The 12,826-nt window shown below is 73.8% G+C and carries 12 protein-coding genes; 8 read left to right on the plus strand and 4 right to left on the minus strand.

Going from position 1 to position 12,826, the window contains the following annotated elements:
* The first annotated feature begins 108 nt into the window (after positions 1–108).
* From VNF07_00570 to VNF07_00585, 4 genes are read left to right on the plus strand one after another with little or no spacing between them, the layout of a single operon-like run.
* Positions 109–1,512 (plus strand): 4-hydroxyphenylacetate 3-hydroxylase N-terminal domain-containing protein, encoded by a 1,404-nt coding sequence (locus VNF07_00570; GenBank protein HVB04732.1) that lies wholly within the window; start codon positions 109–111, stop codon positions 1,510–1,512.
* Positions 1,512–2,285 (plus strand): enoyl-CoA hydratase-related protein, encoded by a 774-nt coding sequence (locus VNF07_00575; protein HVB04733.1) that lies wholly within the window; start codon positions 1,512–1,514, stop codon positions 2,283–2,285. The genes VNF07_00570 and VNF07_00575 overlap by 1 nt, the downstream gene beginning before the upstream one ends.
* Positions 2,286–2,292: 7 nt before the next feature.
* Positions 2,293–3,150, plus strand: coding sequence for a 3-hydroxybutyryl-CoA dehydrogenase (locus VNF07_00580; protein HVB04734.1), 858 nt, complete (start codon positions 2,293–2,295; stop codon positions 3,148–3,150).
* Positions 3,143–4,012, plus strand: a complete 870-nt coding sequence (locus VNF07_00585; protein HVB04735.1) for a 3-hydroxyacyl-CoA dehydrogenase family protein — start codon at positions 3,143–3,145, stop codon at positions 4,010–4,012. The genes VNF07_00580 and VNF07_00585 overlap by 8 nt, the downstream gene beginning before the upstream one ends.
* Before the next feature lie 21 nt (positions 4,013–4,033).
* Here the strand turns inward: VNF07_00585 and VNF07_00590 are convergent, their stop codons facing one another.
* The 3 genes from VNF07_00590 to VNF07_00600 are packed head-to-tail and all read right to left on the minus strand — an operon-like array spanning position 4,034 to position 7,606.
* The gene (locus tag VNF07_00590; protein ID HVB04736.1) at positions 4,034–5,167 is read right to left on the minus strand and encodes a bifunctional 2-methylcitrate synthase/citrate synthase; all 1,134 of its coding nucleotides are present in this window, start codon (positions 5,165–5,167) and stop codon (positions 4,034–4,036) included.
* Positions 5,168–5,195: 28 nt separating this feature from the next.
* Entirely contained in the window at positions 5,196–6,101 is a 906-nt protein-coding gene (gene prpB / locus VNF07_00595) for a methylisocitrate lyase (GenBank protein ID HVB04737.1), read from the minus strand.
* Positions 6,101–7,606: an MmgE/PrpD family protein gene (locus tag VNF07_00600; GenBank protein ID HVB04738.1), complete on the minus strand. Its 1,506-nt coding sequence runs from the start codon at positions 7,604–7,606 to the stop codon at positions 6,101–6,103. The genes prpB and VNF07_00600 overlap by 1 nt, the downstream gene beginning before the upstream one ends.
* A gap of 90 nt (positions 7,607–7,696) precedes the next feature.
* Between VNF07_00600 and VNF07_00605 the strand changes: the two genes are divergently transcribed.
* Genes VNF07_00605 through VNF07_00620 form a run of 4 tightly spaced genes read left to right on the plus strand, consistent with a single transcriptional unit; the run spans position 7,697 to position 11,240 of the window.
* A complete protein-coding gene (locus tag VNF07_00605) occupies positions 7,697–8,209 on the plus strand; it encodes a DinB family protein (GenBank protein ID HVB04739.1) in 513 nt (170 codons plus the stop codon).
* Between the two features lie 15 nt (positions 8,210–8,224).
* Entirely contained in the window at positions 8,225–9,604 is a 1,380-nt protein-coding gene (locus tag VNF07_00610) for an aminotransferase class V-fold PLP-dependent enzyme (GenBank protein HVB04740.1), read from the plus strand.
* A 2-nt stretch (positions 9,605–9,606) separates the two neighbouring features.
* Positions 9,607–10,485: an endonuclease/exonuclease/phosphatase family protein gene (locus VNF07_00615; protein HVB04741.1), complete on the plus strand. Its 879-nt coding sequence runs from the start codon at positions 9,607–9,609 to the stop codon at positions 10,483–10,485.
* Complete coding sequence (locus tag VNF07_00620) at positions 10,482–11,240, plus strand: DUF4118 domain-containing protein (GenBank protein HVB04742.1); 759 nt, start codon at positions 10,482–10,484, stop codon at positions 11,238–11,240. Before VNF07_00615 ends, VNF07_00620 begins: the two co-directional genes overlap by 4 nt.
* On the opposite strand, the gene VNF07_00625 is transcribed toward VNF07_00620, so the two are convergent.
* On the minus strand, positions 11,237–12,826 hold a 1,590-nt coding region (locus VNF07_00625; GenBank protein HVB04743.1), incomplete at its 5' end, for an amino acid permease. The two genes, VNF07_00620 and VNF07_00625, sit on opposite strands and share 4 nt — an antisense overlap.

Below are 12,826 nucleotides of genomic sequence, written 5' to 3' on the forward strand. Positions count from 1 at the left end.
CGCACCCTGCGGTCATGCGCGCGACCGCGCGCGGCACCGTAGGGGAAGGTCCCGGTGGCGGCAACCGGCCGATTGCCGCGCCGGGAGCGCTCCAGTACCGTCGCCGCGATGGCGATGCGGACGGCAGACCAGTACCGCGAGGGGCTCCGGGACGGGCGCGTCGTCTACTACCGGGGAGAGCGGGTCGCCGACGTCACCGCGCACGAGGAGCTGCGGGTCGCCGTCGACCATGCGGCGCTCGACTTCGTCCTCACCGAGGAGCACCGCGAGCTCGCCGTCGCCGACGACGGGGAGGGGCCCTACAGCGCCTACTACCGCGTCCCCCGCTCCGCCGAGGACCTCCTCCGCCGCTCGGCGCTCATCGAGGCGAGCACCGCGGCGGGCGGGACCCTCGTCACCCTCGTCCGCGAGATCGGCACCGACGCGCTCTTCGCGCTGCTGCGCGTCCTCGACGGCGAGGCGCGCGCACGCGCCGAGCGCTACCACCGCTTCTGCCGCGACGGTGACCTCACCCTCGCCGTCGCGCAGACCGACGTGAAAGGTGACCGCGCCCTCGCGCCGAGCGCGCAGGGCGACCCCGACCTCTACGTGCGCGTCGTCGAGGAGCGCGCGGACGGGATCGTCGTGCGCGGAGCGAAGGTGCACACCTCGGTGAGCGCCAACGTCGACGAGCTGATCGTGCTGCCGACGCGGGCGATGGGCCCCGACGACGCCGACTACGCCGTCGCCTTCGCCGTCCCGGTGGCGACCGAGGGGCTCAGCCTCTACGTCTCCTCGTACGCGGCCGGGGCCCGCGACCCCTTCGAGTTCCCGCTCTCGAGCCGCCACAAGATGCTCGAGAGCCTGACGGTCTTCGACGACGTCTTCGTCCCGAGCGAGCGCGTCTTCTGCTGCCGGCGCACCGAGCTCGCCGGCCCGCTCGCCCTCACCTTCGTCGAGTACCACCGCTTCACCGCCGTGAGCTACAAGCTCCCCCTCCTCGACGCGCTCGTCGGCGCCGCGGCGGTGATCGCCGAGATGAACGGGATCGCCCGCGCCGGCCACGTGCGCGACAAGCTCGCCCGCCTCGTCGGCTACGCGGAGACGGTGCGCGGCCTCACCGAGCTCGCCGCGCGGCGCGCGCAGCTCGCGCCCGACGGGATCGCCTACCCCGACCCGATGACGACGAACATCGCCAAGTACACCTTCGCCACCGGCTACCACGAGGCGCTCGAGATCGTGCAGGACCTCGCCGGCGGGCTGCTCGTGACGGGACCGGGCGCCGAGGACTGGGCGTCGGAGGAGGTGCGCCCCGTCCTCGAGAAGTACTTCGCCGCCGCCGTCCCCGCCGCCGAGCGGCTGCCGATGATGCACCTCATCTCCGATCTCACCTCGCGGGACTTCGGCGGCTACCAGGCGGTGCTCGCGGTGCACGCCGAGGGGTCGATCGAGGCCGAGAAGCTGCAGCTCCTGCGGGCCTACGACGCGCGGGGCGCGGTGGCCTACGCCCGCTCGCTGGCGGGGCTCGACTGATGGCCGACCCGATGGTCGTCGTCAGCCGCGAGGGGGCGGTGGTGACGCTGCGCCTCGACCGCCCGAAGGTGAACGCGCTCTCGATCGCGCTCACCGGCGAGCTCGAGCAGGCGCTCGTCGCGCTGCACGCCGACCCGCCGGGCGCCCTCGTCGTCACCGGGGGGCCGCGCATCTTCGCCGCCGGCGCCGAGATCGCCGAGCTCGCCGAGCCGGCGCGGGGGGCAGAGCTCGTGGCGCTGCTCGGAACGGCGCTCGACCTCCTCGCCTCGCTGCCCTGCGCGACGATCGCCGCGGTGAACGGCGTCGCCTACGGCGGGGGCCTCGAGCTCGCCCTCGCCTGCGACCTGCGGGTGATCGCGGACGATGCCCGCCTCGGCCTGCCGGAGATCCTCCTCGGCCTCTTCCCCGGTGGCGGGGGGACCCAGCGCCTCCCCCGCCTCGTCGGGCCGGCCGTCGCGAAGTCGATGATCCTCTCGGGCAGGGAGGTGCGCGCCGAGGAGGCGCTCGCCGTCGGCCTCGCAGAGGCAGCCCACCCCGCCGACGAGGTCCTCGGGCGTGCGCTGGAGCTCGCCGGGCGTTTCGCGAGCGGGCCGCGTGGCGCGCTCGCGGTCGTGAAGGCGCTGATCGACGGTGGCCTCGAGGGCCCCCTCGCCGACGGCCTCGCCGCAGAGCGGGCCCGCTTCGTCGAGACCCTCTCCACCGAGGACGCGCGCATCGGGATGGCCTCCTTCTTCGCCTCGGGACCCGGCCACGCCGAGTTCACGGGTCGCTGAGGTACCGATGGCGACCGAACGGGTCGGGGTGGTCGGCTTCGGCCAGATGGGTGCGGGCATCGCCGAGGTCTGCGCCCGCGCCGGTCTCGACGTCGTCGTCACCGACTCCGACGCCGCGGCGCTCGCCCGCGGCCAGGCGCGTCTCGAGTCCTCGCTGGCGCGCGCCGTCGGCGCCGGGAAGCTCGACGAACAGGGCCGCGACGCGGCGCTGCGACGCGTCCGTGCAGTCACCGGCCTCGAGGAGCTCGCCGACCGCGACCTCGTGATCGAGGCCGCGGTCGAGGACGAGGCGGTGAAGTGCGCCCTGTTCGCCCGCCTCGACGAGATCGTGGAGGACCCGCAGGCGGTCCTCGCCTCGAACACCTCGACGATCCCGATCGTGAAGATGGCGATGGCGACCCGCCGTCCCGAGTCGGTGCTCGGAGTGCACTTCTTCAACCCGGTGCCGGTGATGCCGCTCGTCGAGCTGATCTCCTCGGTGCGCACAGCGCCGGCGACGGCCGAGCGGGCGGAGGCCTTCGTCACCGGCCCGCTCGAGAAGTCCGTCATCCACGCCGCTGACCGCGCCGGCTTCATCGTGAACGGCCTGCTCATCCCCTACCTGCTGTCCGCGGTGCGGATGCTCGAGGGGCGCTTCGCGAGCGCCGAGGACATCGACGCCGGGATGGTGCTCGGCTGCAACCATCCCCTCGGCCCCCTCGCGCTGTGCGACTTCATCGGCCTCGACACCGTCGCCCTGTGCGCCGAGTCGCTCTACGCGGAGTTCCGCGACCCGGCGTTCGCCACGCCGCCGCTGCTCGCGCGCATGGTCGCCGGTGGCCTTCTCGGTCGCAAGAGCGGGCACGGCTTCTTCGCCTATGGCTGAGGGGCCGCTGCGCCGGATCGGCATCATCGGCGGTGGGACGATGGGAGCGGGGATCGCCTACGCCGCGGCGCGCGCCGGCGTCGCGGTGCGCCTCGCCGAGGCGGACGCGGCCGCCGCGGGCGCGCTCGCCAGCAGGGTCGCCTCGGACCTCGACCGGGACCTCGCGCGCGGCCTGATCGACGAGACGGGACGCGCCGCGACGCTCGCGCTGATCGAGGTGGTGGCCTCGGTCGCCGAGCTCGGGGGGGCGCTCGACCTCGTCGTCGAGGCGGTGCCCGAGCGGCTCGAGCTGAAACACCTCGTCCTCGCCGAGGCGGAGGCGCTCGCCCCGCGGCTCCTCGCGAGCAACACGAGCTCGATCTCGATCGACGCCCTCGCCGAGGCGCTTGCACGCCCCGAGCGCCTCGTCGGCATGCACTTCTTCAACCCCGTCCGCCAGATGGCCCTCGTCGAGGTGGTCGTCGGCACGGCGAGCGACCCGGGCGTCGTGGGGGCGGCGAGCGCGGCCGCGACCCAGCTCGGCAAGGAGGCGCTCGTCGTGCACGACGCCCCGGGCTTCCTCACGAGCCGCCTCGGGGTCCTCCTCGGCCTCGAGGCGATCCGCATGCTCGAGTCGGGCCTCGCCGCCGCCGAGGACATCGACCGGGCGATGGTCCTCGGCTACGGCCACCCGATGGGGCCGCTCCGCCTCACCGACCTCGTCGGCCTCGACGTCCGACTCGGGATCGCGCGCGTCCTCGAGGAGGCCTACGGCCCCCGCTTCAGCCCGCCGCCGCTCCTCGAGCGCCTCGTCGCCGAGGGGCGCCTCGGTCGCAAGGCCGGCCGCGGCTTCTACGACTGGCCGGAGCCGCCCGCCGGCTGAGGCCCGTCGGCCGGGGCCCGCTCAGAGTGCCCCGGCGCCGTCTGGGAGGTGGCGCTCGGCGGCCCCGACGTAGCGGCTGAGCGGGCGGATGAGCGAGTTCGCCTGCAGCTGCTCGATGACGTGCGCCGTCCAGCCGGTGATCCTGCTGACCACGAAGATCGGCGTGAACATCTCGGTGTCGAAGCCCATCAGGTGGTAGGCGGGGCCGGAGGGAAAGTCGAGGTTCGGGTGGATGCCCTTCTCGGCGATCATCGCCTCTTCAAGGTTGCGGTACATCGCCATCAGGGACTCCCCGCCGCGCAGCGTGGCCATCTCCTCGAGGGCCGCGCGCATCGTCGGGACCCGCGAGTCGCCGCTCTTGTAGACGCGGTGGCCGAAGCCCATCACCAGCTTCTTCTTCTCGAAGGCCTCGTGCAGCCAGTCGACGGCGCGGTCGGGGTCGCCGATCTCCTCCATCATGTGCATCACGGCCTCGTTCGCCCCGCCGTGCAGCGGCCCCTTCAGGGCGCCCACGCCGGCCACGACCGCGCTGTAGATGTCCGAGAGGGTCGAGGTGACGACGCGCGCCGTGAAGGTCGAAGCGTTGAAGCTGTGCTCGGCGTAGAGGACGAGCGAGATCTCGAAGCAGCGGACCACCGCCGGCTCGGGGACCTCCCCGAAGCACATCTGGAAGAAGTTCTCGGCGAAGCCGAGCGAGGGGTCGGGGGGGATCGGCGGCTGGCCGCGGCGGCGGCGCTGCTCGAGGGCGACGATGGTCGGGATCTTCGCCATCATGTCGAGGGACTTCGCGAGGTTCGCCTCCTCGCTGGCGTCGTCCTCGCGGGGGTCGACGGTACCGAGCCAGCTGAGCGCGGTGCGGAGGGTGTCCATCGGATGGCCGCCCCGGGGCGTCGCGACGAGCAGCTCGACGAGCTGCTCGGGGAGGGCGCGCAGCGAGCGCTCGCTCGCGGTGAAGGTCGCGAGCTCGTCGACGCTCGGCAGCTCGCCGTGCCAGATGAGGTAGGCGACCTGCTCGAAGCTGCAGAAGGCGGCGAGCTCCTGCACGGGGTAGCCGCGGTAGGTGAGGGAGTTGGAGGCCGGGTTCACCATCGACACCGCGGTGGTGTCGACGACGACGCCGTCGAGGCCCTTGTGGATTTCGTCGCTCTCGCTCACTTGCACCCTTTCAGACCGCCTGGCGCGGTCAGCTGTTGTCCTCGAGAGTGAAGTTGAAGATCTCGCCGTCAAAGGCGGTGTAGCCCTCGTAGTCGAGGACCTCGTAGAGACGGGCCCGCGTCTGCATCTTGTCGACGAGGCTGCGCTGGTCCCCCTCGCGGGCGAGCACCTCGAGGCCCGCCTCGGCGGCGCCCATCGCGAGGCGGAAGAAGGTCACCGGGTAGATCGCGACGTTCACCCCGAGCGCCTCGAGGGTTGCGCGCGAAAGGAGCGGGCTCTTGCCGAACTCGGTCATGTTCGCGAGCAGCGGTGCCGGCACGGCCTTTTTGAACTGCTCGAACTCGTGCTCGTTCTCGAGCGCCTCGGCGAAGATGAGGTCGGCGCCGGCGTCGACGTAGGCCTTGGCGCGCTCGATCGCCCCGTCGAGGCCCTCCACCGCGCGCGCGTCGGTGCGGGCGCAGACGACGAAGTCGCCGTCGCGGCGCGCACCGACCGCGGCCGCGAGGCGGCGGCACATCTCGTCGCGCCCGACGACGGCCTTGCCGTCGAGGTGGCCGCAGCGCTTCGGGTTCACTTGGTCCTCGATGTGGCAGCCGGCGAGGCCCATCTCCTCCAGCTGCTGGACGGTGCGCGCCGCGTTCATCGGCTCCCCGAAGCCGGTGTCGGCGTCGACGAGGGCCGGCAGGTTGGTGACCCGCGCGATGGCGTGCGCGCGCCCCGCGACCTCGGTGAGGGTGGTGAGGCCGATGTCGGGGAGGCCGAGCTCGGCCGAGAGGACCGCGCCCGAGACGTAGACGCCCTCGAAGCCGTGCTCCTCGATGAGCAGCGCCGAGTTCGGGTTGAAGGCACCGGGGAAGCGCAGCAGCCGCCCCGAGGCGAGCCCCTCGCGAAAGGCGCGCCGCCGCTCGGCGACCGAGGTCGTGGCGCCGAGCATCAGCGGAGCCCCGCGGGAGCCGTCGCGTCGCGCCCGGCGAGGTCCTCGACGGCGACGTTGAGGCCGAGGAGCTCCTCGCCCCGCAGCTCGCGCAACGACTCCGCGGCGGCGAGGAAGCGCCGCTGCTCGGCGGGGCTGACGACCCCTTCGGCGAGGGTGGTGAACTTCGCCACGTAGTCGGCGCGAGCGAAGGGTCGGGCGCCGAGGGGGTGGGCGTCGGCGACGGCGAGCTCGTCCTCGACGCGCGTGCCGTCGGCGAGCTCGATCACCACGCGGCCGCCAAAGGCCTTCTCCTTCGGGTCGAGGGCGTGGTAGCGGCGGCTCCACTCCGGGTCCTCGACGGTCGAGATGCTCCGCCAGAGCTTGATCGTCGAGGGGCGGTGCGCCCGCTCACTCGCGTAAGAGCGCTCGTGGTGCCAGCCGCCGTCCTCGAGGGCGACCGCGAAGATGTAGGGGGCGGAGTGGTCGAGGGTCTCCCGCGAGGCGTCGGGGTCGAACTTCTGCGGGTCATTGGCGCCCGTGCCGATCACCGCGTGGGTGTGGTGGCTGGTGTGGATGGTCACCGCCACCACCGCGCCGAGGTCGCCGATGCGCCCCCGCATCCGCAGCGCGAGGTCGATCAGGGCCTGCGCCTGGTACTCCGCCGAGTACTCCTTGGTGTAGCTCTCGAGGATCGCCCGCTTCTCCTCGCCCGCCGCGGGGAGGGGGACGACGTAGGCGCTGTCCGGGCCGTCGAGCATCCACGCGAGGACGCCGTCCTCGCCCTCGTAGATCGGTGACGGGGCGCCCTCGCCGCGCAGGCAGCGGTCGACGGCCTCGATCGCCACCTTGCCGGCGAAGGCGGGGGCGTAGGCCTTCCAGGACGAGATCTCGCCCTTTCGGGACTGTCGGGTCGTGGTCGTCGTGTGCAGGGCCTGGCCGACCGCCTGGTAGGTGACCTCGGTGGGCAACCCGAGGAGGGTGCCGAGGCCGGCGGCGACCGAGGGGCCGAGGTGGGCGATGTGGTCGATGCGGTGCTCGTGGAGGCAGATCCCGGTGGCGAGGTCGATCTGGATCTCGTAGCCGGTCGCGATCGCCCGGCAGAGCTCCTCGCCGCTCGCCCCCACGTGCTGCGCGGTGGCGAGCAGCGGGGGGATGTTGTCGCCGGGGTGGGCGTACTCGGCGGCGAGGAAGGTGTCGTGGAAGTCGAGCTCGCGGACCGCGACGCCGTTCGCCCACGCCGCCCACTCGGGGGCGACGCGCAGCGCCTGCTCGCGCCCGAGGACCGCGGCGCCCCGCGTCGAGGGAGCCGCCAGCGCCTGCAAGCGGGCGGTCCGCACCGGGTGGCGGTCCACCGAGGCGACGGCGACCGCGGCGTTGTCGATGATGCGGTTGACGACCATCTCCGCGACGTCCTCGGCGAGGGGGACGGGGTCGGCGGCGACCTCGGCGATCTTCCACGCGAGCTGCCCGGCTCGCGGCAACGACTCGGCGCTCTTGTAGACCCGGACGGCGTGCTCGATCATCTCGCTCCCGAAAGTGGCGGCGCGAAAGCGTTGCACGCGCCGTCGGCGCCGTCGAGACGGGCGGGCGCGCCGGTGGCCTATCGTCCGAAGATGGAGATCACCCGTACCGATCCCCCGGCCGTGGCCGATGAGCGCGAGATGCTGCTCAGCTGGCTCGACTTCCACCGCGCGACCCTCGAGCGCAAGTGCGAGGGCCTCGACGCCGCGGCGCTCTCCCGCCGGTCGGTGCCCCCCTCCTCGATGTCGCTCATCGGCCTCGTCCGCCACATGTCCGAGGTCGAGCGCCGCTGGCTGCAGGGGCGCTTCGCCGGCCTCGAGGTCGAGCCCCTCTACCAGCGGGAGGAGGCGCCGAACGCGGCCTTCGACGAGGCCGAGGCGGCCGACCCCGCCGCCGCGCTGTCGACCTTTCGCAGCGAGTGCGACCGCTCGCGCGAGATCGTCGACTCCGCCTCGCTCGACGACATCGCCCCCCGCCCGAGCGGTCGGCGCGCCCTCCAGCCGAGCCTGCGCTACGTGCTCGTCCACCTGATCGAGGAGTACGCCCGCCACAACGGCCACGCCGACCTCTTGCGCGAGGTGATCGACGGGACCGTCGGCGTCTAGGCCGACGTCATCGCCTTGACCGGAGCTGTCACGACACTGCCACTGCACCTCGTCGGGGAGGGCCTCGAGGTCCCCTGCCTCGACGGCGCCACCCGCCCCTACCTGAGCCTCGACCAGGCCGCCTCGACGGGCGCCTCGCTCGGTGTGGCCGCCCGCGTCAACGCCTTCCTCCCCTACTACTCGAGCGTGCACCGCGGCGCCGGCTACGCCTCGCGCTTCTCGACCGCCGCCTACGAGGAGGCCCGCGCCGCCGTGCTCAGCTTCGCCGGCCGCTCCGCCGACGACGTCGCCATCCTCTGCCGCAACACCACCGAGGCGATCAACCACCTCGCCTTCCGCCTCGCGCTCGCCCCCGGCGACATCGTGCTCACGACGGTCCTCGAGCACCACGCCAACCTCCTCCCGTGGGGGCGCTACGCCACCTGCCGCTTCGTCGAGTGCACGGCCGACGGCCGCCTCGAGCTCGCGGCGCTGCTCGCCGGCCTCGAGGCCTCGCCCCGCCCGAAGCTCCTCGCGATCACCGGCGCCTCGAACGTCACCGGCTACCTCCCGCCGCTCGAGGAGGCGATCACCGCCGCACACGAGCGCGGCGTCCCGGTCCTCGTCGACGCCGCGCAGCTCGCCCCCCACCGGGCGCTCCCCGCCGCCGCGGACTACGTCGTCTTCTCCGGCCACAAGCTCTACGCCCCCTTCGGCGCGGGGGCGCTCATCGGACCGCGCGCCACGTTCGCGGTGGGGGACCCCTTCCTCGCGGGCGGCGGCGCCGTCGAGCTGGTCGACCTCGACGAGGTCGTCTGGTCGGCGCCGCCCGAGCGCGAGGAGGCCGGCTCGCCGAACGTCCTCGGTGCCGTCGCCCTCGGCGCCGCCCTCGACGAGCTCGCCGCGATCGGCTTCCCCGCGATCACCGCCCACGACGAGGCGCTGCGCAGCTGCCTGTACCGCGGGCTGGCGGCGATCGAGGGCGTCCGGCTGCTCGGCCCCCCGGCCGAAGTGGCGGGCCTCCCCGTCGCCGCCTTCGTGGTCGAAGGGCTGCCGCACGCCCTCATCGCCGCCCGCCTCTCCGCCGAGTTCGGGATCGGCGTCCGCCACGGCTGCTTCTGCGCCCACCCCTACCTCGTCCGCCTGCTCGGCCTCGGCGAGGGCGAGCTCGCCCGCTTCCGGGAGCGCGCGCGGCGCGGCGACCACCGCGAGATGCCGGGCGCAGTGCGCGCCTCTGCGGGGGCCTCGACGACCACCGCCGACGTCGAGCGCTTCCTCGAGGCGCTGCGCACCATCGTCTCCTCGCCGCACCCCACCGCCTACCTGCTCGACGAGGTCACCGGCGACTACTGGCCCGAGGGGTTCGGCCGCCCCGATGCCGACCTCGCCTCGGTCGCGGGCTGCGGCAGGGTGTGAGCGTGCCCCCGGGCGGGGGCGCCCCGGACGGCGGTGTCTCGGTGGCCGTCTTCAACGGCCACGGCGGGGTCGACGGATGGGGGCGCCCCTACGACTTCTGGGGCGCCTTCCACCGCCTCGACGCCGACGTCGTCGTGCTCCCCGAGCTCTTCTTCGCCGACGGCGAGAGCGCCGCCACCGAGCGCGCCGCCGCCCCGTACCGTCTCGTGACCACCGAGCTCGCACGGGCGCGCCTCGTCCGCCACGAGCCGGCGGCGCGCGCCGCCGGCCGCTGGGGCCCCTCCGTCGTGCGCCGGGCGCCGCGGGCGCTCCGCCTCGAGGGCCCGCCGCGCAGCCGGCGGGCGGCGCTGCGCCCGGCCGAGCGCGGCATGCCGGGGGTGCGCGGGAGCTGGCGCCTCGGCGTCGCGACCCGCCTCCCGCTCCTCGACGCCGAGGTGCTCGACCTCCCCCAGCTGCGCCGCGACCCCGCCCGCCGCCGGGCGGTCGTCGTGCGCGTCGGTCTTCCCGGCGACGAGCTCGTCGTCGCCGGCACCCACCTCGGCCACATCAGCCACGGTGCGTGGCGCCAGGTGCGGGCCCTCGGCGCGGCGCTCGCGGGGCGCCCCGTCGCGGTCATCGGCGGCGACATGAACTGCTGGGGAGCACCCCTCCTCGCGCTCCTCCCGGGCTGGCGGCGCGCCGTGCGCGCCAGGAGCTGGCCCGCCTGGCGGCCGCACAGTCAGATCGACCACCTGCTCTTCCGCGGCCCGCTGCGCGTCGGGGAGGCGGGCGTGCTCGCCGACGCCGGCTCGGACCACCGGCCGGTGCGGGCCCGCCTCGTCCCGGTCGAGCGCGACGCGGCGACCACGCCGCCGGGGCGCGTGCACCGGGCGCGACCGTGAGGCGCCGCGGCGCACGGCTCCTCCGGCTGCCGGCGGCCGCGGTCCTCGTCGGCCTCGTCGCGCCCGCCGCGGTGGCCGCCGCGATCTCGCCGCTGCGCTCGAGCTTCCAGGCGGCCGACGCCGCGCTCGTGCTCGTCGCGGTGGTCGTCGCCGTCGCGGCGACCGGCCAACGCCTCGGCGGCTTCCTCGCCGCCGCTTCGGCGAGCGTCTGGTTCGACTTCTTCTTCACCCGCCCCTACGACCACTTCTCGATCGTGCAGCGCTTCGACATCGAGACGACGCTGCTCTTGCTCGCGGTCGGTGTCGCGGTGAGCGAGCTCGCGGCGCGCGGCCGCCGCCAGCGGCGGATCGCGCTCGAGGGGGCCAACCACCTCGCGATGCTGCACGACTTCGCGGAGATGATCGCCCTCGGCGAGCCTCCCGAGTTCGTCGTCATCCGCGCCGCCGCGGAGCTCTCCGACCTGCTCTACCTACGCGACTGCCGCTTCGAGCGGCTCCCCTCGGACCCCCGCCTCGCCCGCCTTGAGGCGGGAGGGGAGGTGATCCTCTCCGGCCGTTCGTGGGACGCCGGGGACCTCGGCCTGCCGGGGAGGGAGCTCGAGCTCACCGTCGAGGGGCGGGGGGTGCACCAGGGGCGCTTCCTCCTCGTCCCGACCCCCGGCCGGCCGGTGAGCCTCGAGCGGCGCGTCGTCGCCGCGGCGATCGCCAGCCAGGTCGGCACGGCGCTCGCCGGCGGCGGGGCGGCGAGCTCCTAGCGGTGCTCCTCGCTCGTCGAGAGGATCTCGTAGCGGGGGTTCACCACGGCGAGCTGGCCGCGGTGGGTGCCGATGCGCCCCTCCACGCTGACGACGGTTCCTGTCCGCAGTCCGGGGACGTCGCGGCGGCCGAGGAAGACGACGAGCAGGGTTCGCCGGGAGTTGTCGACGATCGAGCACTCAAGGGTCGGCACCCCCGACCACGGTTGGATGCGGATCGCCCGCACCCTGCCCGCGACCACGGCGCGGTCGCGCCACTTGAGCTCGGAGATCGGCGTCGCCCCGGCGATCTCCGGTGTCGGGTTCGAGGCCTCGTCCCGCTCGCGCTGCGAGCGACGCTCGGTCTCGGGCTCCTCGAGGCCGGCGGCGAGGTCGAGGTCGATCGCGCCGGCGACGTTGAAGGGGACGATCGTCGCGTTGACGTGCGCCAGCTGGCTCACCGTCTCGACGATGCGGTCGGCGGTGTGGTCGTGGAGGAAGCGCCCCCAGCCTCCCCGGTAGGAGCGGCGGGGCAGCAGCATGCTCACCTCGGTCTCGCCGTCCGCGGACTCGGCCGCGAGCTCGAGGGCGGCACGACCGAGACGGCGGTCGGGGCACTCGATGACGTCGAGGGGCAGGCGGGTCAGCCCGAGCTGGCGCCAGCGGGAGACTAGGCGCTCGCTGCGGCTCTCGTCGACGTTGAAGTGCACGGCGCGCAGCTCGTCGGGTGAGAGGGTGCGCGCGTACTGCAGCGCCCGCGCGGTGGCGAGGTCGATGCGGTCGATGAGCACGACCACGACGTGGCGGCGCAGCACCGGCGCCTCGCAGGCGACCACGGCGGCCCCCTCCTCGAGGACCCGCGACTCCTGGCGGTAGCGGCGGTTGGTGCGCACGAGGCCGAACACGAGGAGCGGCATCACGACGACCACCACCCAGGCGCCGCGGGTGAACTCGGTGATCGCGAAGATCACGACGACGAGCGTGCAGACGACCGCCGCCACCGCGCCGATCGCGACGCCGCGCCGCCAGCCCGCTTCGCGGTGGGTGACGTGGTGCTTGGCCATCCCCGCGCCGGCCATCGTGAAGCCGGTGAAGACGCCGATCGCGTACATCGGGATGAGGGACGCGACCCGCGCCTTTGTCGCGAGTAGGAGCGCGAGCGACGCGACGGTGAGGACGATGATGCCGTTCGAGAAGACGAGGCGGTGGCCTCGGACGGTTAGCTGTCGAGGAAGGAAGGAGTCCTCGGCGACGAAACTGACGAGGAACGGGAAGCCGGTGTAGCTCGTGTTCGCCGCGAGGATCAAGATGAGCGCGGTCGAGGTCTGCAGCGCGGCGTAGGCGACGTCGCCGGCGCCTGAGCTTCCGTAGACGAGCTTGCCGATCTCCGAGACGACCGTCGGCGTTCCGGAGCTAAAGGGAATGGTGTGCGTGAGCGCCGACAACACCGAGACGCCGAGGAACATCGAACCGAGGATCATGCTCATGAGGAGCAGGGTCTGGCGGGCGTTCTCGGGTTGAGGATCGCGGAAGATGCTCACCCCGTTCGAGATCGCCTCGGTACCGGTCATGGCCGAACCGCCGTTCGCGAACGCGCGCAGGATGTA

The organism is Acidimicrobiales bacterium, from assembly GCA_035533595.1.
Classification (GTDB): domain Bacteria; phylum Actinomycetota; class Acidimicrobiia; order Acidimicrobiales; family Bog-793; genus DATLTN01.